Genomic DNA, 26,168 nt, shown 5'->3' with positions numbered 1-26,168 from the left:
TTTTGGCTCGGGATACGGCCTATCGTGGAATGGCGGACGCAATTATTCTGGCCGGTGCGGAATCGGCACAACCTCCATCGGTTGAGAATTTAGAGGCGGTTAGGCGTGCAGTCCCTGATGTTCCTATCATTATCGGTAGTGGAATGAAAGTCGAGACTGCGCATCTTCTCAAATATGCGGATGGTGCGGTCTTTGGATATGGCGCCAAGATTGACGATATCATGACGAACCCGGTTGACGAAGAGAAAACACGCCGCTTTTGCGAGGGAGTCAACAGAGAAAGAAATCATCAATTGGTATAGTAGCACGAATGTACCCGTAATTTTAATAGAATCAGAGTATCGAAGGCTTTGGGAGGCCAACTTGGCCCCCTTTTTATACCGAATCCTCTTTTAAATGAGGGTTGGTGCTAATGCACCTCTCGATATTTTTCTATAAAAGGCGTTATAAATTTAAGATACAAGGAGGATAAGAAATTATGGTAGAACGAGTTATTATCGATACTGATCCAGGTACTGACGACCTTGCGGCTATTTATCTTGCGCTAGCGTCCCCGGAACTTCAAGTCGAAGCTATAACGACGGTGTATGGGAATATAGAGGTTCAAACTTCGACACGCAATGCTCTTGCTTTACTTGAAGTGGCTGGAAGAACGGATATTCCTGTTTACAAGGGGGTTGTCAAACCATTAATACGTCCAATAAAGTTTGCCAAGCACATTCACGGCGATAACGGTCTCGGTGGTGTCGAGCTCCCAATACCTTCAGTTTCAGTAGCGGAAGGGTATGCTGCGATGGAGATTGTGAAGCGCGTTAACGAGGCACCCAATGAAATCACTATAATGGCAATAGGTCCAGTGACAAATGTGGCCCTCGCCCTTTCCATCGACCCAAGTATTGCACAAAAGGTGAAAAGAATCATCGTCATGGGCGGTGCAGTCCGCGTTGCTGGAAACATTACTCCTACTGCTACATTCAATTTAAATTGTGATCCGGAGGCCGCACGGGTGTTGTACGAGTCGGGTGCGCCTATCGTTCAGGTTGGTCTCGATGTATGTACAAAGGTGAGGATTTCGAAAGAAAACCTTGATCGTATAAGGGAATCGGGTAATCGTCCCGGAGCATTCCTCTTTGAGGCAGCCGAATTCCGCCGTCAGGCATACAGCAAAGCGCAGCTTACTTCAGAAACGGAGACAGGTGTCTTTTTCAACGACTTGCCTGTCGTTGCCTATGCACTTTGGCCAGAACTCTTTGAGGTGCAGCCGGCATTTGTTTCGATTGAGACGGCGGGGGTGCTGACGGCTGGTCAAACTGTCGCAGAATTTACAGGGCAGTGGGGTCATCCGGAAGCCAATACCTCAATCCTCATGGAGGTTGATGGGGAAAGTGTGGCAAAACGGTTTGCCGATCGGATTTCTACCTTAGAACCTAAAAGGTCGAGCCTTATAAGCTAATATAAATTTTACTTCAAGAGCAACGGGGCGAAATAACTGTAAAACCCATTTAAAAAGGAGGACGAAATATGAAAGGGATTAAAAAAGATTTTACACTTTTTGCAATTTTGCTCATTCCCATTGGTGTCGCCATTAATGTAGTTGCTGGAGAACTAGTCGAATTGTTAAAGGTACCTCTCTTCTTGAATCAAATTGGGACGATGATTGTTGCGATGGTAGCTGGTCCATGGGTTGGAGCGATAACAGGAGGGGTCTCAAAACTCATTTTTGGAATATTTAACCCAACTCAGTTAGCATTCATGCCGGTTGCCATGGCTTCCGGAATTGTAGTAGGTTTATTAGCTAAGAAGGGAATGACAACAAAAATTTGGAAGGTTGCCATTACTGGTTTTATTGTGGCGCTTGTTGCGATATTAATTGCGACTCCGACAACGGTTATTGTTTTTGGTGGAGCATCCGGAACCGGATCAGATGCACTAACTGCAATTGTCTTAGCTTCAGGAAAAGAAATTTGGACTGCTGTTATTACTCAAAAGATATTTATTGAAAGTATCGATAAAATACTTTCAATATTTGTGGCCTATATGATTGTTCGGAAGATGTCAGATCAATACCTTGCTAAACAAAACTATGGACACTTTTATATTAACAAGAAGAAGGCATCTTAAAAGAATATAGTAATCCGTTAATGAGTGAAAAACTGTTTGCCACTCATTAACGGATTTTCACCCAATTTTTTCGCCTTGGTGGTGCGAAAAAAATGAACCTTTAAATGAAAGGGGAGATACACATTTGGAAAAACTAAGAACCTTTATTCTTAATCTATACCCAACAACTAAATTTTTTATCACACTATTTTTGATGATAACACCGTTACTTTTACCAGGATATTTATATTCATATTTGGTCCCCGTGTTGTGCTTATTCATCGCTATGATAGCTGGAAAAACAAAGCTGTTTGTAGACATCGTCTTCAAGGGTTTGCTTTCTATCGTTATCATGATTTTTCTTTTGCAAGCATTCTTCTATCCGGGGGATACAATTTTATGGACATGGAAAATATTCTCAATCAAACAAGAAGGAATTGACTTTAGTGTACAATTAACTTCCAAAATTTTAGCGGTAGGATCAGCAATTGTTTTATTTTTCCAGATTACAAAAATAAATGACTTAGCTCGTTCTCTAGAAATATTAGGGGTTTCGCCAAAAGCTACCTACGTGCTTTCATCCGCACTTAATATTATTCCGGAGATGAGGATGCATTTATTAAGAATAATGGATGCACAAAAAACGCGCGGTGTGGAAACGGAAGGGAATCTTCGAATCCGATTGAAAGCATTTTTTCCGGCATTAACTCCTCTGATTTTATCGTCATTTTCAAGTACAGATGAGAAAGCTATAACATTGGAATCCAGGGCATTTACCGCCAGAACCAAAAAGACAAGTTTACATCAATTGGAAAAGACTAAGAGTGATTCAGTAGTAAGGGTCTTACTATTGATTTTATTTGTATTCATCTTGATCTGGAGGTTTTTCTTATGAGTGGCATAGAGATCAGAAATCTATCTTACCAGTACCCTACTGGTAGTGAAAAGGTTTTGCATAATATTAATCTGAATATTGAAAGTGGAAAGTTTTATGCCTTTGTAGGTGTAAATGGCGGAGGCAAGACCACACTTTGTAATGTTATTCGAGGCTTTATTCCACATTTTTTTAAGGGAGATATCAGTGGTGAAGTACTGATAGACGGGAAGGATGTGCGTGATTGGGATACAAGTGATCTTGCGCAGAAGATGGGATTTGTCTTCCAAAATCCTTTCACTCAAATCAGCGGAGTGAAAGAAACCGTTTTTGATGAGATTGCCTTTGGCCTTGAGAATTTAGGAGTTGAAGTCAGTGTTATTAAACAGAAGGTTCAGGAAATAATTAGCTTACTTGGCATTGGGTATATACAAGACAAAAATCCAAATGAACTCTCAGGTGGACAAAAACAAAGAGTGGCTCTCGCATCAATAATCGTAATGGAGCCAGATATTCTCATATTCGATGAACCAACATCACAATTGGATCCGCAGGGTACGGAGGAAATATTTAAAGCAATAGATATTATGAAGAAAAAAGGAAAAACCATTATTTTAGTAGAGCATAAAATAGAATTAATTGCGGAGTATGCAGACTATGTTATCGTTCTTCAGGATGGACAGATTATGAGACAAGGAAGAACGGAAGATGTTCTTTCTCACGAAGATACACAGGACTATGGGATAGGATTAACTCAGTATACACTATTAGATTTACAAATGCGGAAACACAATATGATTACCGAAAGAATTCCTATTACGGAAAGTGACTCCATTAAAGTGATGAAAGAATGGATGTCATTACAAGGGGTGAAAGCATGAGTTTTTTAACGGTAAATGACGTTACCTATCGTTATCCAAATGGTTTTACGGCTGTTGAAAATGTCAGCATGTCTTTCGAAAAGGGTGAATCGGTAGCCATAATTGGACAAAATGGTGCAGGGAAAACAACAACAGTGAAAATGATGAATGGATTATTAAAGCCGACAAAAGGTGATGTCATTATTGGAGGCTTAAATACAAAAGAATATACAACCGCTCAGATAGCTAAAAAAGTAGGATATGTATTTCAAAACCCTGATGATCAAATTTTTCATGAAAATGTAAAAAGCGAAATAAGATTTGGTCCTAAAAACCTTGGATTTTCGGAGGCGAAGATTGAAGAAAACGTAATGAAGGCAGCAGAATTAACGGGAATTGTGCCTTTATTAGATATACATCCGTATAATTTGCCTTATTCCCTGAAAAAATTTGTAACAATTGCCTCGGTGATTGCGATGGATACAGAGACGATTATCTTAGATGAGCCAACCGCTGGTCAAGACTCTCTTGCAATTAAAAGATTAGGTTCCATTATTGATTCATTAGTTCAAGAAGGGAAAACCATTATTACCATTACACATGATATGGAATTTGTCGTTGAAAATTTTGAACGTGTCATCGTAATGGCAAATAAGAGAGTAGTCGCAGATAGTACGAAGCAGGAAATATTCTGGAATCATGACATTTTGGAAGAAGCAATGCTAAAACAGCCACATATCAGTCGATTAAGCCATGCACTAAATTTAAATGAGAAAATATTAAATATTGACCAAATGATAGATACGCTAAAAGTCATCAGATGAATGAAACTCTAGTACTACTAAAATATGAGGAGAATTGATATGAAAATTGGTATTATTCATGCAACCTGTAATGCTGTGCCACCTTTAAATGCAGCCTTCAAAAAGCTAGCACCAGAAGTAACGGTTTTAAATTTTGTTGATGAAAATATTCAGTACTATGCAAACCAAATAAATGGAATCGATGATAAATTATATCGAGATTTTGTAGATATCGCAGTTAAAGCACAGGAGGCAGGTGTTGATGCAATCATTGTAGCATGCACCGTGTTGACACCTGTTGTAGATTCTGTAAAGCCATTTATATCCGTACCCATCTTTGCGGTTGATCGTCCAATGTTAGAAAAGGCAGTCAATCATTATAAAAAAATAGGCGTTGTTGCAACGACTGCACCATCTGGACCAGCAACAAAAGCCCAATTGGAGAGGATTGCCAACCTTTTGGGGAAAGAAGTTGAAGTAGATATACAAATTAATACGCAGGCTATGACTGAATTGAAAGCAGGAAATGAGGAAGAACATGATCGTCTTAATTGTCTTGCTGCAGCGGAATTGAAAGAAAGAGGATGTGAAGTGATCGTTCTTGCGCAGATTACACAGGCATCTGCAGAAAAGGAAACCAATACCTTAGGACTACCAGTGTTGACTAGTCCAAAAGAAGCGGTAAAAGCGGTAATCAGTGCGTTAGAAAGTGAAAAACTAAATAAAGTTGGTAGCTAAATTCTATTGTAAAAAATCTGAAGATTATTAATAGTCCTTCTACTAGAGAATTTTTATAAAGCCTTGAAATAAATTATAAATAAAAGGAGTGTTCCTCAATGAAAGTAAGTTATATTGGATTAGGCGTAATGGGTACGGGTATGGCATTAAATCTTGCAAAAGGTGAAAATGAAGGTGAATTTGATTATCTTGTATGTGATGCAAATCCAAAAGCATTAGAACCATTCAAGGAAAAAGGAATTAAAACCACAACGAATAGTATAGATACAGTAGATAGTGATTATATATTTCTCTGTTTACCAGATTTAGAGATTGTTAAAGGAGTGGTACTAGGAGAGAACGGTCTATTAAAGCATCTGGAACCTGGTCAAACAATTGTTGACTTTAGCACCATTAGTTATTTAGGTGCAATTGAAATTGCAGAAACCTGCAGAGCGAATGGAATTGAATATATGGATTGTCCGATTTCTGGTCATCCGAGAAAAACTATTGAAGGAACACTTAGTATCATGTGTGGTGGGAATGAAGAATTATTTAACACAATAAAACCTATGCTTGATCGTATGGGGACACAGGTACTCTACATGGGTGAAAACGGGGCTGGACAGCTTACGAAGATGATTAATAACTGTGCATTAAATATTTGTTGTGCAAGCTTTAGTGAACTATTACCAGTTGGTGTAAAACTTGGTTTAGATCCAGAAAAACTAGGTGACATATTAATGACCGCAACAGGATCAAGTTTTGCTTCACAAACATTGATTCCTAAAGTTTTAGAAGGGGATTTTGAACATAGTTTTTCACTAGAAAGAGCATATAAAGATATGGAAAGTATGAATGAAGTATTAGTGAAATACCAAATTCCACTACCAACTTTGAGCGGAACAATGCAAACTTATCAACTTGCATTACATAACGGACAAGGTGATTACTACAAGCATGCAATGATTTGCTACTTTGAAGATTTGTTAGGTGTAAAGGTACGTAAAAAGAACTTTGAAGAAGCTCAAATGGTTAAATAACAATCATTATTAGAATGTCAGTATACATCTTTAAAAAAGGCTATTTTCGCATAGATTGTTGCTTTTCGTATAAGTTCATCAACCCGTATAACTTGATGCTTCGTGGCATCTTTTCGTATGAACATTTGCGAAAATTGCCTAGAAACTTAGTAAATGACCTTTATAAAGCTCCAAAAGCAACAAAGTTTACGAAAAGAGCCTTAAAAAATAATAAGGGGGTGAATCTAGTGCGCTTTGGTGTTATTGCAGATGATTTTACTGGTGGTAGTGACATCGCTTCTTTTTTTGTAAAAGGTGGACTTAGTACTGTTTTATATAATGGAGTATCTAAAGTTAATGAGGCTCCTCAGGCAGAAGTGTATGTAATTGCTTTAAAGACCCGTACTCAAAATCCAAAAGACGCTGTTAAAGATTCACTTGAGGCAATAAGGTGGGTAAAGGAGCAAGGCGCACAACAGTTTTATATAAAATATTGCTCTACATTTGATTCTACACCTGAGGGTAATATTGGACCAATTTGTGATGCTGTATTGAAAGAGCTAGATGTTCCGTATACAATTCTATGTCCTGCGCTTCCGGTAAATGGGCGTACTGTTAAAGAAGGATGTTTGTATGTAAATGGAATCCCATTGCATGAGAGCCCAATGAAGGATCATCCGCTTACACCAATGTGGGATTGTGATCTAGTTCGTTTAATGAATGCACAAAGCATGTTCCCTAGTGTTAAAATCTCAGACTCTTCCAATAATGAAGAAGTAAATGAATTTATTGCAAGAATGAAAAATAAGCATGAAAAATTTTATATTGTACCAGATTACGAGAAAGAAGAAGATGCCCAAAAGCTGGTCAAGTTATTTGGAAATCTGAAACTTATTACTGGCGGTAGTGGTCTAGCATACCCATTGGCGAAAATGTTTAAAAAAAATGCTGAAGCAGATGGATTTGAACGGTCTGAGTCACCTGCGTTCCTATTAGCGGGGAGCTGCAGTGAAGCGACACGAAACCAGATTTTAGAATATCAAAAATATGGCGGAGAAACGTATTTTATGGATCCCATGAAATTACTTTCAGGTGAAGAATCGGTAGAGAAGATTTGGAATGTGATTTCTCAAAACAAAGAAAAATCGATTTTAGTATATAGCAGCGACACACCTGAGAATGTGAAACGAATTCAACAAAAAGGTAAAGAAGAAGTTGCAGAAAAATTAGAAAAAGCAACTGCAGATTTAGCAGAACTTGCTGTCCAAGCTGGGTTCCACAGAATCATCGTGGCTGGTGGAGAAACGAGTGGAGCAGTAGCAAAAAGGCTCGGTTTCAATGGATACCATATTGGAGATAGTATTGCACCTGGAGTACCCATCATGATACCTATAGAGGATCACCGAATTCGAATCGTGTTTAAAAGTGGAAACTTTGGAAATTCTGATTTTTTCCTACGCGCTTTATCTTTAACATAATAGAGAGAAGTGGTAAGTATGAAAGATACATTAGATAAGAAGATTAATAATGCGATATGGGTTGCCCATAGTCTCTTTCAACGTGGAAAAGCTACGGGAAGCGTCGCTAACTTAAGCTTTTTACATGAAGATAAAATTTATATTACTGCTACTGGAACTTGCTTTGGAACGCTGAAACCAGAGGAATTTGCTGTTCTGGACATGGATGGAAATCAATATGATGAAATAAAACCAAGCAAAGAATGGCCGTTACACTTGTCAGTCTACAAAACAAAACCAGATACAGGTGCAGTTCTTCATACACACAGTACGTATAGTGTACTTTGGAGTTGTTTACCTTGGCTAAATGAATCAGATTGTATGCCGGATCATACACCATATTTGAAAATGAAATTGGGAAATGTTGGCTTAATTTCTTATGAAAAACCGGGAAGTCAAGAACTGTTTAATGTATTTGAAAAACGTGTAAAGGATAGTGATGGCTGGCTCTTGAGCCATCATGGCCCGGTTGTACCAGGGAAAGATCTCATGGAAGCATTTTTTAGATTAGAAGAATTAGAGGAAAGTGCAAAGATTGCATGGGAGTTACGAAAAGGACTATAACTTTACTAGTTCACGAATGCGGAAATAGAGGAATTTAAACAGGGCATTTTCATATGGAAATGCTCCTTTTTTCGTACCCTTTCGAATCATAATTCAATTCATAATAAAAAATTATAAGAGGAAGTAGATTATGAAGATGTATGTGTATCCTTTGCTGATCATTATTGCTGCTAGTAGTTATGGTGTAGTTTCCACCATTATAAAACTAGCGATGCGTAGTGGTTTTTCAGTTTCGGAAGCCGTTACCAGTCAATTTTTTATCGGTTTTTGTATCGCCGTTTGTATTTTCTTTCTTACAAACAGATCAAAATTAAGCTTTAAAGGTGTTGAAATTCTTATTTTTGCAGGCGTTTTAACAGGGTTAACAAATATTTTACATGGTCGTTCTTTGAACTTTTTGCCTGCTTCTATGGCAGTTGTACTACTGTTTCAATTTACATGGATTGGCATGTTGATTTCCTGTATAACAAAACGCCGATTTCCCAACCGAAGTGAAACGGTTACTACTTTGCAAATAGTAGGTATTGTAACCATTATTCTCGGTATGAGTTTACCAACAATGCTAGATAGAAAAAGATTGGTAATAAAAAATAAAACTTCAAAACAAAATGCAAAAAATCAATCAAACATGTTTGTTGAATTAAAAAAACATATTTGATTACACCACTAGAATTCCCACCCTCGCCATGTTTTTTACCAATGTTCACCAAGAAATTTACTACAAAAAAGATGCCAGGCACCATCAAGACTGGAGGGTGCCTGGCACTTTTTGGACGTTTTAAAATAAATAGGTGCCTGACACTCTGGTATTAACTCTATAGTGTCAGGCACTAAGTCAATATTACATACAAGCTTCAAATTCTCTCATAATGTTGTTGATGATTGTTTTCACAGGCAGGATTTCTTTGATTTCATGCACTCTTGCACCGGCAAAGACTAGACCATTCTCGCAATCGCCATTCATAGATGTAAGCAAAGAATCTAGCGTACAAAAACGATAGGAACAATTTTTCAGGCAATCCATGCACTTCTTAATTTTCACCTTTTTATCATCAGAAATAAGTTCGGTGAATTGGTTCTTAATCGCACGACCCTGAAGACCAACCGTTGTTTTTACTAAAATAATATCCTCCTGTCCACAATGAATATATTTTTCTTTAAATGATAACGGTGCGTCACACTCTTCGCTAGCGACGAACCTCGTTCCCATCTGTACTCCGGAAGCCCCTATACTTAGGGCGCGCGCAAGATCTTCTCCAGTCATAATTCCTCCAGCAGCAATAACTGGAATCTTAACTGCTGAAACAACTTCCGGCAATATATCGAATAAAGGTCGTTCGGTCCCAAGGTGTCCACCAGCCTCATGGCCTTCTACAACAACCGCAGAAGCGCCAAGGCGTTCTGACAGCTTAGCAAGCTTTGCTGATGACACGATCGAGATGACGGGTATGCCGGCTTCTCTACCCCAAGCATACATATCTCTAGAAATTCCTGCCCCTGAAATGATGAAATCAACTCTTTCTTCAATGGCTGCTTTCATTTTTTCAGCAAAGTCGTTCATGGCGAAAAGAACGTTTACCCCAATATAGCCGGAATCCTTAATGCATTCTTTCGCTTTCCTTATATGTGATCTCATTTCATCTATGGTTATCCCAGTTCCTGAAATGATTCCAATTCCACCAGCGTTTGCTACAGCTGAGGCGAGCCCGCTTAACGAAATACCTACACCCATACCGCCTTGAATGATCGGTACTTTTGGCATAATATGGCCAATTTTCAACTGAGTAATATTCAAAAAAGCACCCCATTTCTAGAAGATATACTCGCAATTTCTAAAAATCTGTTTTGTTAGGAACGTTATTGTTAGTTATAATGCTTAGCTTCGTTTTCAAATAGGCTGCACTACCAATATATACCCGTGTTTCAGCTACAAGGGCAAACAAGAGACTGCCTGCTGCAAGGTGAAGCATGGCCCATGAGATATCAATAGACGAATTGATCGTCAGGACTCCCAATACTATTTGAATGAGAACTGTTATAGCTGAAAAAATAAGTCGATTCTGAAGTTTCCCATCCCATCTCTTTTTAAAAGACAAAAAGACAAGGAAGAAGATGTACAATGCTGAAATGAATGCTAATCCTCTATGAATGGTTTGGATGATTTCTGGAACCGTCATGGGGAGAAACGAATTTCTACACTGAAAAGAACCACATACCATTCCCAAGGATTCATGCTTCACATATGCCCCAAATCCAAAAAGCAATAGTAAAAGAAACAGTACGATATTGAAGTGTCTTTTTATCCTTTTTTGTTGGTCAGAACGGTTGGTCGGATACGTCTGAATGTCCGCTTTCTCTTCTGCTCGCCGCCAGATCCAGATGAGTCTTGCTAGAAAGAACATAGCAATGATTAAGTGAATGGCTATAACGCTTGTTGGTAAATCTTTTAACACAACGAGTGCACCTAAAAGCACCTGAATGATAAGCAAAACAAGCATCCAATATCCAACTGTACGAACGTAAAAACTTTTTTCAGTTCGTAGAATTTTGGCGAATAGCACAAAAGAAACGATCCCGAGAATTGCCCCAATCACTCGATGTGTGAATTCAATCAACGTTTCGCCATGGAAAGCTGGAACGATTTCGCCCTTACATAAAGGCCATTCAGGTCCACATCCCATCCCTGATTTTGAAGAAGCCACATAGCCCCCAAAGACAATTAATAAATATGTGAGTAAAACCGTTAACAAAGCTAAGCGCTTTATTGTCACGCTCACCCCTCCTTAAAAGTAGCTTATTACGAAAACATCCCCATGTTCCGTGTTACTATTTTTTCCAAAATTCTCTAAGTAGAAGAAGATAATTATGTACATTTTGTGAACTGTTATTTAAAGGGATTCCCATTAACACTATGGCTATGCCGACTAGGAATAAGAAACCATTTAAACAGATGAGTATGATAAAAACACTAAATAGTAAAGTGATTATCCAGGATGCCTATTGATACATAAACCAAACCCCCTTGTTAGAATTCAAATTAATGCCCTAACAAGTATGAGAAAAAAAGACTCACCTTTAGATTAAGCGAAAATAAAAACGGTTACCGTTAAATAAATCACGTTTGGCGGAAAATTCAGAAAATGGTAAAATTAGCAATCCTCGTTTCGGGAGATAAGGAAGAAATTCTTGAGTTTTCCAGCTATAGCGGGGTATTTTGAGAGGAGCAGGTGAGGTATTTATTATTCTGAATTATCATTGTATAATAAACTATAAGTTATTATTCTAAAATAGAAGAGGTTATCAAAATGAATTCAACATTCACACCAACAAGAACAACCAACACAAGAACCATCGTCATCAATGCACTTTTCATCGCCTTAACCTTAGTAGTCACGATGTTTATTCAAATAAGGCTCCCATTAATGGGGAACGGTGGCCTCATTCATCTGGGGAACGTGCCTCTCTTTATCGCAGCCTTGGTTTACGGCAAAAAAACAGGAGCCATCGCAGGTGCCTTCGGGATGGGTCTCTTCGATATTATCTCTGGCTGGACACTTTGGGCACCATTTACATTTGTCATCGTAGGTACAATGGGCTTCTTAGTCGGACTTATTTCCGAAAAAGTACCCGGAAAAAGAGCCCTTGTTAACACACTGGCAATAGCTACTGCACTAATCATAAAAGTTGTAGGTTACTATTTTACAGAAGTAATCCTTTATGGCAACTGGATCCAGCCATTTGGCTCCGTTCCTGGCAATATTATGCAGGTCGTAATTGCAGGTATCGTTGTAATACCTCTTGTCGGACGTTTAAAGAAAAGAGTTTAAATACTACAGTTGCAGGGAAGTTAGTTAAGAGGATTGGCATTCATATAAAAGGGCTATTAGATGATTCTCATCACACAATGATCGATACTTTTGGCGTATCCTTATAAAAGAGTTCATAGAGCCATCATGGATGAGAAAAATCAAGGATGATTGGTGATGGCAGGATGAGGGGGATTAGCCGATGAAGGGTTCGAACGTTGTTTTAAGCGCTCCACTGCAACAACTAATGGACGAGCATGTGTCGCTCCGAAAAGATATGGATCTGATCTATGAAATCACTGAAGACATAGAATATGATTCGGGAACTTCGGTGATTCAACTGTTTGCGAAATTGTACGAGCAGGTTTCAGTTTTCAATGATAAGCTGAAGACCCATTCCAAACGAGAAGAAGAAGGATTGTTCCCGATGATCACCCGCTATCTCGGGGCGAATGATCGAACCATCGAAGAGATGGAATCGGAACATGAAAAGGCGGAACAGCATCTAGAGGATTTTCTAACCGAAGCCGAACAGGCAGGAATGGACATTGATGAAACCGCTGTGGAATGGATTACCGTATACGCTGTCCAAGCTCATGCTACCTTAACACAACACTTCGCTAAGGAAGAAAAGATGCTGTTTCCGTTGGCAGAGAAATTGCTGTCGGTGGAGGAAAAGGCGGAACTTGAACGGGGGTTTCGGGGGTGAAACAGCATCTCCTCCGAGCCTTTTAATCCACTTTTAAGCACTCACAAATGGGTTAATCCACCTTTTGTGGGTGTTTTTTTTGTAGTCAAGTAAGTTCCAGAATAAATCTTTTTTAGTTTAGTAATTTCAGACTGTATTTTTTCTTAGTTGATTTTAGTGAACTTTTCTTCATCTGTTTCTCCATTTTTTTACACCTTTTGAAATGAATTTAGATACAAAAAGAAAACACATATAATATAATAAATGGACATGTAAGATCAACTCTATACGTAGGAGAACCCCAATTAATGAAAAAATACGAAAATCAATTACCGACTACTATGACTATGGGATTAAAGTCAATGATCAGTATGCTGAGAGATTCTCTCATACGTGCTACGAATCGGAGACCCAAGGCTGTAATCGATGCGGAAACATTCCTGCCAGCTAAGACGATCTCCATCTCAGATGCTCCTCGGGTCACCTGGTTTGGCCACTCGGCTTTTTTTCTCGAAATAGAGGGCAAGAGGCTATTATTTGATCCCATGTTCGGTCCTCGTCCTTCACCTGTTTCGTGGGCAGGTACCAAGAGATACAAAAGTAATCTTTCTGTGCAACTTGAGGATTTTCCGACACTTGATGCAATCATTATATCTCACGATCATTATGATCATCTTGATTATCATTCTATTCGTAAATTAAAGGATAAAGCATCCCGGTTTATGGTACCGCTCGGTGTTCGTCAGCGTTTGATCCAATGGGGCGTTCCTTCAGAAAAGGTTACCGAACATGCTTGGTGGGAGGAGTTGGAATTCAAAGGACTCACACTGGCTTGTACACCGGCAAGACATTTCTCGGGAAGGGGATTATTTGACCGTGATTCTACCATGTGGTGCTCATGGGTAATAGCAGGCAGGGAGACGAAGGTTTACTTCAGTGGAGACAGTGGATATGGTCCTCACTTTAAAGAAATTGGCGAAAAATATGGTCCGTTTGATCTAACGATGTTAGAATGCGGGCAATACGACGAGCGATGGTCCAGTATTCATATGATGCCGGAAGAGACGGTACAAGCTCATCTGGATCTTGGAGGGCAGCTGTTAATTCCCGTTCATTGGGGTGCTTTTACACTTGCCTTTCATGCATGGACAGATCCGGTAGAAAGAGTAACGGAAGAGGCATTAAAACAACAGGTCAGTATTTCAACCCCTAAAATAGGGGAATCGGTCGTGATTACTTCAAAAGATTTTCCGACCAGTTTGTGGTGGAGATGATATTCAACATCAGAACTGGATCTAATTTAAATTAATGAAAAAGAACCACTTTGAAAAAATTCATGCACATTTTTGAAACATACAGCATATAGTAACTTCTGTGAGAAATTTTCTAGGAAGGAAGTTAGAACAATGAATAACATTCAATTCAAAACATTAAAGGAAAACGAGTGCAAAAATGGAGGCAATGGCTATAAAGTTGTTGAGGTCAATGTTTCGGATCCAAGTGAAAATTTATTTGCGGTAGTTACGCCTATTAAAAAACAATAAGAGAGAATCTCTATTTAGTTGAATGATCCTTTTTTTAATATACATAGAATGATGGTTTTGATTACTAGTCCACTATGATATTTAAAAGAAGTGAAAAGAAACTCAGATGCAAAGGTTTAGGAATTAAAAACTATATACCATGATAATAATAGAGTAACTCTCTGTAGGGGGCTACTCTATTGTTGTTATATATTCACGGCTTGGACTCATAAAAAGCCTTGAAAAATGCCCCTTTGGAATTCCTGTGGAGTAAACAACTCTTTTTAAAAGACAAATAGTGTTAATATAAGGTCATCTTATTCTATGGAGAGTTCGAATGCAAAACAATAACCGCAAGCGAAAAATTGTGTTTGGCAGTATTTATCTATTATTCTTCATTGTTGCCGGAAGCTTGGTGTATTATATTCAATATTACGAAGAAGATTTAAATGATTCCTTGTCGTTGACGGTAACGGTGAAACCAAAGGAGCATATTCAAGAAAAGATTGCTTCCCAGCTTTTGACTCAATATTTACAGCAATACCAAGAGACGACGACTAGTTCCCGGAAGCGAATTACAAATGTTAGCTATAACGAGTTTCAGCTTTTAGCAGGTGACGAGTATCAATTTGCAGTAGGTGTCACCTTTGAGGCGAAGTTGGAAACAGGGAAATGGTCTGCGCATCGCAGCTGGGGAAAGGTGCAAAAGGACGGAACGGTCAAAGAAATCCAATGGACGTTACGAATCAAGCAAACGGGCGAGAATACCTATATGTTAGAGCGGATCGAGAATACCTCACAGGCCATTGCAGGACTGGACCCATTAGAAGATAGGTACCAAAAAGAAGCGGGTATTAAGGTGCCGGATCAGAATCATCGATATGAGATTGTCAATGAAGAGTTGAAGGTGACTTATGATCATGGAGAGCATTGGCGGTCTGTCCCCGTCCCGCTATATGATTTATTTGCTGGGGGCTACAGCGGTTCGAAACAGGAATTGATAGAGGGAAGCTATGTAATTAGCCCTGAAAGAACCGCATTTGTCATTGGGGATAGCGAAAATGTCAGAATTCTCCTCACCACAGACAAAGGGGAGCATTGGAGGAAAGTACCTGTACCGAATTCTTTGCCAGGGATTCGCATGCGGCTGATAGGTTTTACATCTAAACAAGATGGTTATTTAATTTTGACAGGTGATAAGACGATGAGCTGGGAGGTAAATGCCATTTTCAAAACAAAGGATGGCGGAAAAAGCTGGGTGAAGGCAGGTTATGCGGATGAGCAAAGATTAATAACCGGCGGTGGTTTTATAACCGACCAACTAGGATTTATCTCCTTTGGATCCATCCGTGTGATGGATCAGCCTCCACGTCCATCCTTGTATCGAACCACGGACGGCGGGAAAAGCTGGGCAGAAGTTGAGGTTCCAATTCCAGTAGAATATAAGGGGATTTTTATCGAAGCAGAAGTTCCGACTTTTGATGGCTCGCAAGGTACAATGCTCGTCAATCAAGGACCAAGCGGCGATTATCAAGGTGGAAAAGTTATGGCCAGACACATCTCACTGGACGATGGAGCCACATGGACGTTTGCCAATATAGTCGACCCGGATCAAATGATGGATAATTAATATGATAATCGCTTAAAAGCAATTTCAGAAATTAATAGAGTTTGGAGAAGTAATAATGGAAAAACTGACCTCATTATTTCATCAAAGAATAGGCATGCCAGGTGACACAAGGCTTACCTTCGAAAAATTAACGGAAGTTCTAGAAAAAACAGTACAAAGCATTCCGTTTGAAAGTCTATTGATCAGGTGAAATTCATAGAGCTTGCAAAGCCGCATTTTGGGAAGGACTCTGAAAGATAATGGGGAGGCGAAAAAATCAATCCTCCAATGATAGCAGCATATTTCTTCACAAAGTTTAAAAAGAAAATTTTCCTAATTTTTATTTATAACAGCTTAACGTTGATTCGGGAATATTGAACTTCGCTAGCTACAAATTGAATTCTACTTTATCTGGAGACCTTTTCGTATAGAAAAACTTATTAAGAAACATGCACTAGAAAAAATATAAATCATATATAGGTGATATCCCGTTTAAATGGTTGAGGAGGATATCATGAAGCCTATGCTACCTATTGAAAATTATTTCGGTAAGTTGGAACTAGTTTATGCATTTTATGGCACTATGCCTACAGGTGTTAGTGTTTCGGAAACTGGTCGTATTTTCATTTGTTTTCCGAAATGGGGAGACGATGTTAAATTTACGGTGGCGGAAATTGTTGAGGATAAATTGCAGCCTTATCCTAATTTACAAACCAATTTGGTTAACCCCGAGAATATCACAATGACTTTCATCAGTGTCCAAAGTGTAGTTGCTGATGGAAGGGGAACGCTTTGGGTATTAGATACAGCGGCACCCAATTTTTCTGAACCTATTAGAGGTGGGGCAAAATTAGTCGCTATTGATTTAAAAACCAATACAATTAGAAGAGTATACACCTTTACAGAAGATGTTGTCCTGCCAACAACTTACCTGAATGATGTCCGATTTGATTTTCGTGTTGGAAACGCAGGTTATGCCTATATAACGGATTCTTCTTCCAAAGGACCAGGAGCTATTATCGTCGTAGATTTAGAAAATGGAAACGCGTTTAGACGGTTAAATGGGGCAAATTCAACTTCACCCGATCCCTATTTTATACCGAAAGTAGAAGGAAAAGTGTTGATGAATCGAAATAAAGATGGCGGGACTTCTCGATTTAGATTGGCGTCGGACGGTATTGCGATTTCTCCTGATGGAAAGGTATTATTTTTTTGTCCACTAACCAGTCGCCATCTGTTCTCGATCTCAACAGAAGCCCTGAGAGACAGAAATATACCGGACATGGATTTACTTTATCATGTGGAGTATTGGGGAGAAAAAGGGGCGTCTGATGGAATGATTACAGATGCAAAAGGGGCGATTTATGCTGGAGATTATGAGAACAATAGTATTCGAAAGATATTGCCGAATGGCACAATGGAAACCATCGCACATGATCCGAGAATTTTATGGCCGGATACTTTTTCGATTGGTCCGGATGAATACTTATATGTCATTGTGAACCAATTACATCGGCAGGCAAGATTTCATTATGGAAAAGACCTGCGACAAAAACCTTATAGTTTACTTCGTATGAAAATTGATGAATTTCCTGCTCCTACCATTTGATAATAAAAAATAGTTGGTTCATTTTTTTGTGAAATTTGAACGGGTAAGCATGGAGCCAATAGGTCGTAATAAGCTTAATATAGCTCTATTCATAAAAGCAAAGACATCAAATTTGTAATTGTAAAAGAAAATGGTGGTCGCAAAAGGAGGGAAATCGTTATTTACATCATTTAAATATAAATGGTTTATTAAGAACAGTTTAGGTTGGTAATGTTAAACTGCTCCTATTTTATTTTATATAGTGGGTAAGTTCAATGCTGTATTGATATTATTTAAATCTAAATTGATTTGTTCGTTGGTATCCCAAGCATGGTACCATCCTTTTTCTGCCATATATGAGGAAATTTGTTCATGCATATCAAGAGCTTCCATTAAATGGCGAGTGAGCATTTCTTTAATTTCGGGCGTTCCTGTTTCCGTAACTGCCATGGCATAATTTCTAACTCCACTTTTAGCTGCAATCAATAAATCCATTGCAACGACTTGATCCGATAGTGCATCCATGCCAGTTAAAGTTTCAATGATTGGATTCATGTTCATTCAACTCCTAATTTACTGCTTAGCGTTGGAAAGGATAGAAGCATAATCTTGTAATTGTCTCGTAGATACATCAATGTCTTGCTGCATAATATCTTTTAATAGCTGATCTGTAACTAACGCTTTCATCGTTTTGGATTTAGTTAAACAAGTGGTCTTAAATGCAGCCATCTCATGGACCTCAAGAACTTCATGTAAGGCGTAGTTCATTTTTTATACCTCCTTCCTCAAGGTTTCAACACGACTTTTATACAATCATCCATTTTTGTGTCAAATATCTCATAGCCACGCTTTGCTTCACTAAGTGGAAGTACATGACTTACGACATCTCCTGGATCAATTTTTCCGGTCGAAACTAATTCAAACATATATGGCATATAATGAATCACAGGTGCTTGTCCAGTGCGTATATTGACGTTTCGGTTCATAATATCACCCATTGGGAATCCATTATATCTTCCACCATAAACGCCTGTGACCTGAATGTTTCCGCCTTTTCGAACTGCCTGTGAAGCGATGATAAACGCGCTAAACGCTCCCCCTTGAAGTTTCATTCCGCTCGCAAGGAACTCTATATCAGTCATTTTACCGTCCATACCAACTGCATCAATGACAACATCAGCGCCGCCCTTCGTCATTTCTTTCAAATGCATTCCCACATTTTCAAAGTGTTCGAAATTTACAATTTCAACTTTGTTGGTACGTTTGGCGTGTTGCAAACGATAGTCTACATAATCTACGGCAATGACACGCTTTGCTCCTTTAAGCCAACAGAATTTTTGAGCAAAAAGACCAACCGGACCACAGCCAAGAACAATAACTGTATCTCCATCCTTTACGCCTGCATTGTCAACACTCCAAAAACCAGTAGTCATCGCATCGGCAATAACTGCTAACTTTTCATCTGGTTCTTCACAAGTCTCTGGAATTTTGAAATGAGTAAAGTTGGCAAATGGCACTCTTAAATATTCAGCTTGCCCACCTGGATAGCCACCCGTCGTACCAGAATATCCGAAATAGGCACCCATATCACCATTATCATTAGAATTATCACATTGGCTTTCCAAATGGCTTTTACAGTAATAGCATTCACCGCATGCTATATTAAAGGGAATAATTACTCGATCTCCCTTTTTTAGTTTAGTCACACCTGGACCAACTTCTTCGACGATTCCCATTGGTTCATGACCAATAACATAGTTTTCTTGCAGGTTAGGAATCATGCCATGAATTAAATGTAAATCAGACCCACATATAGCTGTACTCGTTACTTTAATAATCATGTCATCTGGTTTTTCAATCTTTGGATCTGGAACTTCTTTGACTACAACATTTTTAATACCTTGATACGTTACTGCCTTCATTTGTTACAGCCTCCAGTGTTAGTGTTCATCAGGTGTCCGGTCAAACATACCTTTTCTATTTGTCTCAACAGGGAATAGATTCATTTTGCCAATCATCAATGTATTGTTGGCAGAGAGTTGATCTAGTTTATACTGTTCACTTAGTTCGTATGGATGGAACCATTTTTTATTAATCATAAGTTCTGTAATTTCTTGGTGCATGGCAATACCTAGCATTAACTGTTTTCGTAAGAGGGTTCTAACATCAGGTGATGCAGACTCCGTTAATGCGATAGCAATATTGCGCACACCTTCTTTGGCACGAAGAAGTAAATCCATCGCAAATGTGGTATCTGCTAGTTCTGGTACGTGTAGCGCGTTTATAGGGTCTAAATAGTCCTGGTTCAATGAATTTGCCTCCTTTTCAATTTATTATTGGTGTTGGCCGGTTTTGAGGAACTGGAGCTTCAAAAGGTGCGCGTTGATAAATGGCCTGTAATTCTCCAAGCGCTTGCATGGATTGTTCAACATCTTTTTGCATTAATGCTCTCAAATCATGATCAAATACCAATCCTTGCATTAGTTTTGATTTCGCTAAGCAAAGGGTTTTGAAATTAATAACTTCATGTAAATCCAATGATTCATGATCGGCTAATTTTTGATTATCCATTTCTAATTAACCTCCTTATTCTTTAATACAATCAATTGTATTGTTCCAAAAATAGGAGGGAAACATTCTTTAATGTTTTTTTGAAATTGGTAAATTATCTCAAATGATTGGAATATTCAAGTGGGGGAAATTCATTTATTGTGATGGCTGAGGATGATTGCTGCGGCGGTCTTTTTTCTTGTAGCTAAAAAAAATGTTCAACCAGAAATATCTGGTTGAACTTATAATACGAAAGGAAGAAGAAATGCCCCATCCTTTTTACTCTTATTGTTGATTATGAACCTCCATCTAAGAAAAATCGTATTTATTATTGAAGAGACGTCTTATAACAGACATTGAAAATCTGACCAATAAAAAGGAAAAAGAAAGCGAATAAAAAGTGGTTTTCCAATTCCACCCCTTTTTATATTTAACAAGCTGTGTATTTTTTTCTAGCCATAGCTCAGTAATAGTCATCGGTATACTGAAATACAGAACTTTTAAAAGGCACTGAACGATGCGAGAATCCTTAGTCAGTTGATTATAAAAGACACAAGAAATTGGGAAGATTATGTAATCAAACACCACACTTGTTTTAACTTGTTTTGGAAATCGGGTGGGATATTTAACAAAACCTTTATTTACAACCAGTTTATCGACCAATGATGCATAATAACTTTTAATAAAGAAAACAAGGAGCCAGTCCTTTGCAAGTGGTTTTTTAATTAAGTAAATAAAGGAACTAATACCAAAGAAATAAAGCAATTTTATAAGGTTTTTTTCAAATTTTCGGCCCATGTTTAGCACCTCCATAAGTTAGGTTATCTCTGATGCAGGTGGTTATACTTAGGACATTCGAAAATTAGATAAGTATACAATGAATAAACAAGGCTCTATTTTGATATAAAATTGTTTCCTAATTGTGAACATTTTCACTTAAACAAACGGGTGCGTTAGTGAAATAAGAAAAAGTAGTTAAGATCTTCAACAATCGGGCACGATTGCTGAAAAAAGAGCAGTCCCTTTTTTACTAAACTGATCAGAATAGTTCTATAAATGATTGGATGTAAATAATTAAGAAACCCAGCTAATCTTCCCATGTGAAGGTAGCTGGGTTTTTAAGGTTGGATGTGCAAAATAGCACTTAAAATAAGTGCAAGTTATCTCCTAAAGTGACAAACAAAATGATGGATGTTAAAAAAACTCCCTTAAACGAACATTTTAGGGAGTTTTACAAATGACCATTTTATAAGCTAGTTAGTAAACTAACGAGCAAAACAACTAAATGCGAATTTTGTACGCTAAGGCAGGCAGTACAAACAAGATATCCCAAGAAAAATGGAGATTGTGTTTTTATAAAAAAACAAGATTATCGCAGTATTTCCCGAATATGAAACACCACGAAAACGGATGAAAATGACCGAATACGGGGTTTTTATTGTCTTAGAGGTATATGTATCTACCTTGGCGAAATATCTATTCCATATTATTTTTATAATTTAGTTTTAATGGACTTTTAAAATCTAGCTCAGCAATTAATACACTTAATAATATGAGTACTGCACCTAAGTAGCCTTTAAATGTGAACGTTTCACCCGTGAAAAAGAAAGCAAAACCTGCTGAAAAAACAGGTTCTAATGTAAAAATAAGACCTGTATGTGTAGGGCTAGTATATTGCTGTGCAATAACCTGAACAATGAAAGCTATTGCTGTACAAAATATGCTTAAGGCTAAGATTGAAAACCATGATTCAACAGTGTCAGGAAGTTTTGGGGTTTCCATAAACATTGAGAAAATGAGACTAAATAGGCCGACAAAACCTAGTTGTACTACCCCAAGAGTAATTGAATTAACATGCTTAGTCATTGTTCCAGTAACGATGACATGAACCCCATAAAATAAAGCAGATAAGATACATAATATATCACCATTAGCTATCTTTAATTCGTTATTTAACGTTAATAATCCTATTCCTATTATGGTTAAAACAATCCCCAATACAATTTTTTTTTCAGGTCTTTGCTTTAAAAATATAGATGATAATACTGGAATAAAGATGACTGTGAGACCCAATAAGAAACCGGCATTAGAAACACTTGTATACTTTGTACCAAAAGTCGCAAAAATATATACTATAAATAAAATAGAAGCTAATATAAACGCATATTTTACAGTTTTAAAATCAATTTTGATTAAGTGCTTGTAAAATACTATACCTGATAAAAGAAAAGCAATTATAAATCGTAATGCGATTAAATTATATTCTTCTATGTAATTGAGACCAACCTTTGTAAGTAAGATGGATGCACCCCAAAAAAATGTAACCATTAGTAGCATTAAATCAGCTTTTAATTGTATTTTCATCTCTAATCCCCCGTTGTTTATAATTTGTAATTTCATAACCCTTTTACTACTACAAAATCGTCTTTACTTCTACAATTTTTAATTTTTATATTTTTTGGTTCCATCATTTACTTTAATTGGGGTTCAGCCGAGATACGTGGTGCACGTTGTTTCCAGACAATCTGCGTGGAAACATGCAATAAAACTGGAGGACTACACAAGTAATCTAACTTTCACCTCGTCGTGTATTAATTAGTTTACCAAGCGTGTAGCGGTAGTATTTCCTTATCCTTATCCTTTTGTAAACCGTTTTGTCTCTTGATAATTTCCAGTGTTTTCATTATAATTCGCATTATTAAATTAGTAAAACTCATGTTTTTAATGAAAATCATAAGATTTACTCATGAAGGAGAGGACTGTTTTTGAATATTTCACAATACGAGGCTTTTTTGAAAACAATTGAACTAGGGAGTTTGACAAAAGCTGCACAGACACTAGGTTACACCCAGTCTGGTATCACCCATATGTTAAATGCATTGGAAAGTGAATTCAGACTGAAGATTCTGAACCGTGACCGTTCAGGTGCTACTGTTACTTCAGATGGGAAGCAACTATTACCATATATTCAGGCCGTATTGAATTGTCAACATAATCTGAATAACAAATTAGACGAGATACATAGATTAGAATCAGGTCTAATCAGAGTTGGAACATTTACTAGTGTGTCAGCACAATGGCTTCCGGGCATGATAAAGAATTTTAGATTGGACTTTCCAAAAATTCAATTTGAATTATTACATGGTACGTATCAAGAAAATGGAAAGTGGCTTATGGATGGGCGACTAGATTGCGCTTTTGTTCGAGTGCCCGCTAATAAGCAGTTAGAGACGATATTCCTAAGAAGAGACCCATTAGTCGTTGTTTTGCCTGAAAATCATCCTCGTGCACATGACGCATTTTTTCCAATCTCAGGTTTATCAAGATATCCATACATAAAACTTTATGAAGGTGCCGATGATGAGATATCAGAGATATTTACAATTCATCAAATAGCGCCAAATGTTCAATTTGTTGAAAAAGATGATTATGCAGTTATTGCTATGGTTGAAAAAGGGTTAGGAATTAGTATTTTGCCTGAGTTAGTATTAAAGAATATATCTCGCAAGGTAGTATATAAAGAATTAGAAATTCCATCATATAGAGATTTAGGAGTTGCCGTCAAAGACACAACAATGTTTTCAACTTCTACGCAAATATTTTTAACATATGTGCAAACATGGATTTCTAAAGAATATTCTTAAAAATTCAATTCGGTATTGTTAATATAAGCAGTAGAAATTCCTTGCGTTTCTCATAGCTCCTCCTGCATTTATTTGTGAATTTGCGGTGGCACTTGTGACGTTCATTCCACGAGTAGTTCCGCTAATGGTACTCAGTCGAATGAAACTATCAGAAAGTATACAAAACTGGCTGCATTTTGTCCCGATTGCCATTTTAGCAGCCTTAGTCGGGCAAGAGTTATTTATTTATGAAAATAAAGTAAACATAACGCTAAACCAAGAAATATTAGCAGCGATTGTATCTGTACTAGTTGCTATCAAAACTCGTAGTTTATTATGGACAGTTATTGCAGGGGTTTTAGCGTTTGTTCTAGCGCGATGGTTATTTTCTTTGTGAATGTGTAGAAGGGTTCGGAGGGTTTCATTTTAAGCGAACGGATGCGCTAGCACAATAAGAAATAGTGGTGGTGAAGTATAGATTCCTTTATTAAGATTTTCAGCAATTGGACGCTTTTCTTTAATAAGAAGGTGTCTTTTTGCATGGACAACACATTTAAGGGATTGGAGTTTATTGAGGTGTAAAAAAGATTGTGAAGTATTGTACTTAAAGTAAAGGGTGCTTTACTTGAAGAAGCCAAAAGGAACTAAATGGTCCTTTTATATTTGGTAATAAAATAAGAATTTCATTTATTGTATTGGAAATACTATCTGTCGAGGTGAAATAAATGAGCAGATTTAAAGTTGTGTTTGAGAATACAATCCAAAGTGGTGGGTTTTCATTGGAGCAGTATTTGATAACATTACATCAAGAAAAAGATATGTTGGATTCATTTGATGGTCATGATGATTACGCGTTGGACATGAGGTTATTTGAAGGGGAGATTCAGAAAGTTAACCGATTGTTGGAGAGCTAAGGCTCTCTTTTTTTTATAAAATAAAGATTTTATTTTCTTCTTCAACTAACGTGGCAGGTTTGTTTAAGAAGGATTTAATGGATATATGGAGAATTTTAAATTTTAACTGAAAAAATATAAATCTCCAACGCGGAAGAGGATAGATATGAAAAGATTAAAACGTAAAATTTGCTTTACACTATTGTTATATATTTCTTTATGTTTGTACCATTTTATTATTCATAAATCGTTTAATTGGATTGAGAATGCAGTATTAACTTTACTTCTTGTTGTGTTCGGAACCTTTTTCAATTGGGCATTCAGTAATAAAGGTAAAATGGATAAAAGTTAGATTAGAAGCGAATCTTCTTTCACTAACGGGTGCTTTAGTTGATCAGGGAGCAGAACCCCCATAAAGAAGAGAACTCGCCAATACTGTGGCGAGTTTTGCTTTTATGATTGCTATGTCAAAATGAATGTCATTCCACTTATGTTTCCAAGAAAGTAACCTTAAAAAGAACTCAATAAATTATAGATCAATAACTTTTTTCTCTAGCTATTTATGTCAAGACCTTATTCAACATCATAACAAATCTAATGGTGGATAATTAATCCTAAGAACATCATAAAAAAATGCTTAGCATATTGCCAAGCATTTTTTATTCACCTTATTTGGCTTTAGGGAATACTCTACGAATTGTTTCAGTAAACTCATTAAAGAAACCTGAGATTGGTCTACCATTTCGAATATCAGAGGCATATGTGTTCATGCGATCATAAAAGTCAGGGTTTTCCGATACATATACATTATCAATATCTCGATCAGTGGATTTCACTCTTTGTGAAATCTTATTTTCAATACTATTAGTATCCTCATTTTGGGATGTAGGTGAGAGCTTTACGGCTACATATGCATTATTTTTTGTAACAATGACATTTGCCGTGTCCACTTCTTTCAGGTCGGTTACTTTTTTAGCAACATCATCAGCAACTCTCATTCTGGAATCATTATTGTTCCTGACGTTGTTGATGTTGTTTCTTGTTACATTTTGATCACGATTCACAAGATCATTTTTATTTACGTTATTTCTGGCACACCCTGTTAAATCAAGGCTAAATAAAAGGATTGCAATTAAGATTAGGCTCTTTTTCATGGTGTATTCCCTCCGTGAATTTAGTTAACAAGATTAAGTTCTCCATTTCCTATAAAGATTAGTCATATGATGGTTTAGTTATTCAAATAATATATTTACTTTGAATTGGTGGATAAAACCCGTGTAGAGCTTTCCATTTTTTATACTTATTACTCGGTTAAGGTGAGTACATTATTTAAGAGAACTGAAGAGGTGAAGAAGGGATTGAAAAGAACGTATTTAAAGGATCGGGTGCAAGAGTTAAACAAAGGAATTGTTGCGGCTGCTCCTTTTCTTA

31 protein-coding genes are annotated in these 26,168 nt (G+C 37.4%); 21 read left to right on the top strand and 10 right to left on the bottom strand.

From position 1 onward, the window contains the following. The 11 genes from BDR01S_RS21240 to BDR01S_RS21190 all read left to right on the top strand — a co-directional run. Window positions 1-302: BtpA/SgcQ family protein (locus BDR01S_RS21240; protein ID WP_218007888.1), on the top strand; the 302-nt coding region annotated here is incomplete at its 5' end. 176 nt (window positions 303-478) lie between these two features. Continuing rightward, complete coding sequence (locus BDR01S_RS21235; protein ID WP_066255799.1) at window positions 479-1,453, top strand: nucleoside hydrolase; 975 nt, start codon at window positions 479-481, stop codon at window positions 1,451-1,453. A 68-nt stretch (window positions 1,454-1,521) separates the two neighbouring features. Further along, window positions 1,522-2,121, top strand: a complete 600-nt coding sequence (locus BDR01S_RS21230) for an ECF transporter S component (protein ID WP_066255797.1) — start codon at window positions 1,522-1,524, stop codon at window positions 2,119-2,121. A 124-nt stretch (window positions 2,122-2,245) separates the two neighbouring features. Next, on the top strand, window positions 2,246-2,995 hold the full coding sequence (locus tag BDR01S_RS21225; protein WP_082797527.1) for an energy-coupling factor transporter transmembrane component T: 750 nt from the start codon (window positions 2,246-2,248) through the stop codon (window positions 2,993-2,995). Beyond that, window positions 2,992-3,855: an energy-coupling factor ABC transporter ATP-binding protein gene (locus tag BDR01S_RS21220; RefSeq protein WP_066255794.1), complete on the top strand. Its 864-nt coding sequence runs from the start codon at window positions 2,992-2,994 to the stop codon at window positions 3,853-3,855. Before BDR01S_RS21225 ends, BDR01S_RS21220 begins: the two co-directional genes overlap by 4 nt. Next, entirely contained in the window at window positions 3,852-4,658 is an 807-nt protein-coding gene (locus tag BDR01S_RS21215; RefSeq protein WP_066255792.1) for an energy-coupling factor ABC transporter ATP-binding protein, read from the top strand. Before BDR01S_RS21220 ends, BDR01S_RS21215 begins: the two co-directional genes overlap by 4 nt. 39 nt (window positions 4,659-4,697) lie before the next feature. Further along, window positions 4,698-5,375, top strand: a complete 678-nt coding sequence (locus BDR01S_RS21210) for an aspartate/glutamate racemase family protein (protein ID WP_066255790.1) — start codon at window positions 4,698-4,700, stop codon at window positions 5,373-5,375. A 98-nt stretch (window positions 5,376-5,473) separates the two neighbouring features. Beyond that, window positions 5,474-6,397 carry an NAD(P)-dependent oxidoreductase gene (locus tag BDR01S_RS21205; RefSeq protein ID WP_066255789.1) on the top strand — a complete coding sequence of 308 codons (924 nt, stop codon included), beginning with the start codon at window positions 5,474-5,476 and terminating at the stop codon, window positions 6,395-6,397. 227 nt (window positions 6,398-6,624) lie between these two features. Then, window positions 6,625-7,854 carry a 3-oxo-tetronate kinase gene (gene otnK / locus BDR01S_RS21200; protein WP_066363323.1) on the top strand — a complete coding sequence of 410 codons (1,230 nt, stop codon included), beginning with the start codon at window positions 6,625-6,627 and terminating at the stop codon, window positions 7,852-7,854. Window positions 7,855-7,872: 18 nt separating this feature from the next. Further along, window positions 7,873-8,457, top strand: coding sequence for a class II aldolase/adducin family protein (locus tag BDR01S_RS21195; protein WP_066255785.1), 585 nt, complete (start codon window positions 7,873-7,875; stop codon window positions 8,455-8,457). A 130-nt stretch (window positions 8,458-8,587) separates the two neighbouring features. Further along, entirely contained in the window at window positions 8,588-9,115 is a 528-nt protein-coding gene (locus BDR01S_RS21190) for an EamA family transporter (RefSeq protein WP_235846627.1), read from the top strand. Window positions 9,116-9,298: 183 nt separating this feature from the next. On the opposite strand, the gene BDR01S_RS21185 is transcribed toward BDR01S_RS21190, so the two are convergent. Both BDR01S_RS21185 and BDR01S_RS21180 read right to left on the bottom strand, forming a co-directional pair. Then, the gene (locus tag BDR01S_RS21185; protein ID WP_066260098.1) at window positions 9,299-10,219 is read right to left on the bottom strand and encodes an NAD(P)H-dependent flavin oxidoreductase; all 921 of its coding nucleotides are present in this window, start codon (window positions 10,217-10,219) and stop codon (window positions 9,299-9,301) included. 70 nt (window positions 10,220-10,289) lie between these two features. After that, window positions 10,290-11,228: a COX15/CtaA family protein gene (locus tag BDR01S_RS21180; protein WP_066363322.1), complete on the bottom strand. Its 939-nt coding sequence runs from the start codon at window positions 11,226-11,228 to the stop codon at window positions 10,290-10,292. Between the two features lie 534 nt (window positions 11,229-11,762). Here BDR01S_RS21180 and BDR01S_RS21175 point away from each other — a divergent pair. The 7 genes from BDR01S_RS21175 (at window position 11,763) to BDR01S_RS21155 (ending at window position 17,692) form a co-directional block, all read left to right on the top strand. Continuing rightward, window positions 11,763-12,284 carry an ECF transporter S component gene (locus tag BDR01S_RS21175; RefSeq protein WP_066255782.1) on the top strand — a complete coding sequence of 174 codons (522 nt, stop codon included), beginning with the start codon at window positions 11,763-11,765 and terminating at the stop codon, window positions 12,282-12,284. Window positions 12,285-12,465: 181 nt separating this feature from the next. Then, the gene (locus tag BDR01S_RS21170) at window positions 12,466-12,972 is read left to right on the top strand and encodes a hemerythrin domain-containing protein (RefSeq protein WP_066255779.1); all 507 of its coding nucleotides are present in this window, start codon (window positions 12,466-12,468) and stop codon (window positions 12,970-12,972) included. A gap of 287 nt (window positions 12,973-13,259) precedes the next feature. Further along, complete coding sequence (locus tag BDR01S_RS21165; protein WP_066255777.1) at window positions 13,260-14,225, top strand: MBL fold metallo-hydrolase; 966 nt, start codon at window positions 13,260-13,262, stop codon at window positions 14,223-14,225. Between the two features lie 132 nt (window positions 14,226-14,357). Further along, complete coding sequence (locus BDR01S_RS25490; protein ID WP_157406228.1) at window positions 14,358-14,495, top strand: hypothetical protein; 138 nt, start codon at window positions 14,358-14,360, stop codon at window positions 14,493-14,495. Window positions 14,496-14,811: 316 nt separating this feature from the next. Beyond that, a complete protein-coding gene (locus BDR01S_RS21160; protein ID WP_066255774.1) occupies window positions 14,812-16,104 on the top strand; it encodes a WD40/YVTN/BNR-like repeat-containing protein in 1,293 nt (430 codons plus the stop codon). A 55-nt stretch (window positions 16,105-16,159) separates the two neighbouring features. Then, the gene (locus BDR01S_RS26545; protein ID WP_268874703.1) at window positions 16,160-16,294 is read left to right on the top strand and encodes a hypothetical protein; all 135 of its coding nucleotides are present in this window, start codon (window positions 16,160-16,162) and stop codon (window positions 16,292-16,294) included. Window positions 16,295-16,597: 303 nt separating this feature from the next. Further along, entirely contained in the window at window positions 16,598-17,692 is a 1,095-nt protein-coding gene (locus BDR01S_RS21155) for an L-dopachrome tautomerase-related protein (protein WP_066255773.1), read from the top strand. A gap of 234 nt (window positions 17,693-17,926) precedes the next feature. Here the strand turns inward: BDR01S_RS21155 and BDR01S_RS21150 are convergent, their stop codons facing one another. The 7 genes from BDR01S_RS21150 to BDR01S_RS21120 form a co-directional block, all read right to left on the bottom strand. After that, a complete protein-coding gene (locus tag BDR01S_RS21150) occupies window positions 17,927-18,226 on the bottom strand; it encodes a spore coat protein (RefSeq protein WP_066255772.1) in 300 nt (99 codons plus the stop codon). A gap of 18 nt (window positions 18,227-18,244) precedes the next feature. Beyond that, on the bottom strand, window positions 18,245-18,439 hold the full coding sequence (locus BDR01S_RS21145; protein ID WP_066255769.1) for a hypothetical protein: 195 nt from the start codon (window positions 18,437-18,439) through the stop codon (window positions 18,245-18,247). A 17-nt stretch (window positions 18,440-18,456) separates the two neighbouring features. Then, window positions 18,457-19,593: a zinc-dependent alcohol dehydrogenase gene (locus tag BDR01S_RS21140; protein ID WP_066255767.1), complete on the bottom strand. Its 1,137-nt coding sequence runs from the start codon at window positions 19,591-19,593 to the stop codon at window positions 18,457-18,459. An 18-nt stretch (window positions 19,594-19,611) separates the two neighbouring features. After that, on the bottom strand, window positions 19,612-19,980 hold the full coding sequence (locus BDR01S_RS21135) for a spore coat protein (RefSeq protein ID WP_066255765.1): 369 nt from the start codon (window positions 19,978-19,980) through the stop codon (window positions 19,612-19,614). Window positions 19,981-19,996: 16 nt separating this feature from the next. After that, on the bottom strand, window positions 19,997-20,242 hold the full coding sequence (locus BDR01S_RS21130; RefSeq protein ID WP_066255762.1) for a spore gernimation protein GerQ: 246 nt from the start codon (window positions 20,240-20,242) through the stop codon (window positions 19,997-19,999). A gap of 288 nt (window positions 20,243-20,530) precedes the next feature. Next, complete coding sequence (locus BDR01S_RS25915; RefSeq protein ID WP_066255760.1) at window positions 20,531-21,019, bottom strand: CBO0543 family protein; 489 nt, start codon at window positions 21,017-21,019, stop codon at window positions 20,531-20,533. A 678-nt stretch (window positions 21,020-21,697) separates the two neighbouring features. Next, window positions 21,698-22,585, bottom strand: coding sequence for a DMT family transporter (locus BDR01S_RS21120; protein ID WP_066255756.1), 888 nt, complete (start codon window positions 22,583-22,585; stop codon window positions 21,698-21,700). Window positions 22,586-22,986: 401 nt separating this feature from the next. On the opposite strand from BDR01S_RS21120, the gene BDR01S_RS21115 reads away from it, so the two are divergent. The 3 genes from BDR01S_RS21115 to BDR01S_RS21105 all read left to right on the top strand — a co-directional run bounded on the left by BDR01S_RS21115 (window position 22,987) and on the right by BDR01S_RS21105 (window position 24,758). Continuing rightward, the gene (locus BDR01S_RS21115; RefSeq protein ID WP_244889029.1) at window positions 22,987-23,865 is read left to right on the top strand and encodes a LysR family transcriptional regulator; all 879 of its coding nucleotides are present in this window, start codon (window positions 22,987-22,989) and stop codon (window positions 23,863-23,865) included. A gap of 85 nt (window positions 23,866-23,950) precedes the next feature. After that, complete coding sequence (locus tag BDR01S_RS21110; protein WP_335582581.1) at window positions 23,951-24,241, top strand: AzlD domain-containing protein; 291 nt, start codon at window positions 23,951-23,953, stop codon at window positions 24,239-24,241. 328 nt (window positions 24,242-24,569) lie between these two features. Further along, on the top strand, window positions 24,570-24,758 hold the full coding sequence (locus BDR01S_RS21105) for a hypothetical protein (protein WP_066255749.1): 189 nt from the start codon (window positions 24,570-24,572) through the stop codon (window positions 24,756-24,758). Between the two features lie 647 nt (window positions 24,759-25,405). Here the strand turns inward: BDR01S_RS21105 and BDR01S_RS21095 are convergent. Next, a complete protein-coding gene (locus tag BDR01S_RS21095; RefSeq protein ID WP_066255744.1) occupies window positions 25,406-25,891 on the bottom strand; it encodes a YhcN/YlaJ family sporulation lipoprotein in 486 nt (161 codons plus the stop codon). Window positions 25,892-26,168 lie beyond the last annotated feature (277 nt).

It is taken from the genome of Neobacillus drentensis NBRC 102427 (assembly GCF_001591445.1).
GTDB classification, from domain to species: Bacteria; Bacillota; Bacilli; order Bacillales; family Cytobacillaceae; genus Neobacillus; species Neobacillus drentensis.
The sequence above is the reverse complement of the archived record's forward strand: the minus strand, read 5'-3'. Positions and strand labels throughout refer to the sequence as shown.

Excerpts from the sequence above, each read along its gene's own strand:
- BDR01S_RS21235 (WP_066255799.1), top strand. The coding sequence starts at position 479 with ATGGTAGAACGAGTTATTATCGATACTGATCCAGGTACTGACGACCTT.
- BDR01S_RS21230 (WP_066255797.1), top strand. The coding sequence starts at position 1,522 with ATGAAAGGGATTAAAAAAGATTTTACACTTTTTGCAATTTTGCTCATT.
- BDR01S_RS21220 (WP_066255794.1), top strand. The coding sequence starts at position 2,992 with ATGAGTGGCATAGAGATCAGAAATCTATCTTACCAGTACCCTACTGGT.
- BDR01S_RS21215 (WP_066255792.1), top strand. The coding sequence starts at position 3,852 with ATGAGTTTTTTAACGGTAAATGACGTTACCTATCGTTATCCAAATGGT.
- BDR01S_RS21210 (WP_066255790.1), top strand. The coding sequence starts at position 4,698 with ATGAAAATTGGTATTATTCATGCAACCTGTAATGCTGTGCCACCTTTA.
- BDR01S_RS21205 (WP_066255789.1), top strand. The coding sequence starts at position 5,474 with ATGAAAGTAAGTTATATTGGATTAGGCGTAATGGGTACGGGTATGGCA.
- BDR01S_RS21195 (WP_066255785.1), top strand. The coding sequence starts at position 7,873 with ATGAAAGATACATTAGATAAGAAGATTAATAATGCGATATGGGTTGCC.
- BDR01S_RS21190 (WP_235846627.1), top strand. The coding sequence starts at position 8,588 with ATGAAGATGTATGTGTATCCTTTGCTGATCATTATTGCTGCTAGTAGT.
- BDR01S_RS21185 (WP_066260098.1), bottom strand. The coding sequence starts at position 10,219 with ATGCCAAAAGTACCGATCATTCAAGGCGGTATGGGTGTAGGTATTTCG.
- BDR01S_RS21175 (WP_066255782.1), top strand. The coding sequence starts at position 11,763 with ATGAATTCAACATTCACACCAACAAGAACAACCAACACAAGAACCATC.
- BDR01S_RS21170 (WP_066255779.1), top strand. The coding sequence starts at position 12,466 with ATGAAGGGTTCGAACGTTGTTTTAAGCGCTCCACTGCAACAACTAATG.
- BDR01S_RS21165 (WP_066255777.1), top strand. The coding sequence starts at position 13,260 with ATGAAAAAATACGAAAATCAATTACCGACTACTATGACTATGGGATTA.
- BDR01S_RS25490 (WP_157406228.1), top strand. The coding sequence starts at position 14,358 with ATGAATAACATTCAATTCAAAACATTAAAGGAAAACGAGTGCAAAAAT.
- BDR01S_RS21160 (WP_066255774.1), top strand. The coding sequence starts at position 14,812 with ATGCAAAACAATAACCGCAAGCGAAAAATTGTGTTTGGCAGTATTTAT.
- BDR01S_RS26545 (WP_268874703.1), top strand. The coding sequence starts at position 16,160 with ATGGAAAAACTGACCTCATTATTTCATCAAAGAATAGGCATGCCAGGT.
- BDR01S_RS21155 (WP_066255773.1), top strand. The coding sequence starts at position 16,598 with ATGAAGCCTATGCTACCTATTGAAAATTATTTCGGTAAGTTGGAACTA.
- BDR01S_RS21150 (WP_066255772.1), bottom strand. The coding sequence starts at position 18,226 with ATGAATCCAATCATTGAAACTTTAACTGGCATGGATGCACTATCGGAT.
- BDR01S_RS21145 (WP_066255769.1), bottom strand. The coding sequence starts at position 18,439 with ATGAACTACGCCTTACATGAAGTTCTTGAGGTCCATGAGATGGCTGCA.
- BDR01S_RS21140 (WP_066255767.1), bottom strand. The coding sequence starts at position 19,593 with ATGAAGGCAGTAACGTATCAAGGTATTAAAAATGTTGTAGTCAAAGAA.
- BDR01S_RS21130 (WP_066255762.1), bottom strand. The coding sequence starts at position 20,242 with ATGGATAATCAAAAATTAGCCGATCATGAATCATTGGATTTACATGAA.
- BDR01S_RS25915 (WP_066255760.1), bottom strand. The coding sequence starts at position 21,019 with ATGGGCCGAAAATTTGAAAAAAACCTTATAAAATTGCTTTATTTCTTT.
- BDR01S_RS21120 (WP_066255756.1), bottom strand. The coding sequence starts at position 22,585 with ATGAAAATACAATTAAAAGCTGATTTAATGCTACTAATGGTTACATTT.
- BDR01S_RS21105 (WP_066255749.1), top strand. The coding sequence starts at position 24,570 with ATGAGCAGATTTAAAGTTGTGTTTGAGAATACAATCCAAAGTGGTGGG.
- BDR01S_RS21095 (WP_066255744.1), bottom strand. The coding sequence starts at position 25,891 with ATGAAAAAGAGCCTAATCTTAATTGCAATCCTTTTATTTAGCCTTGAT.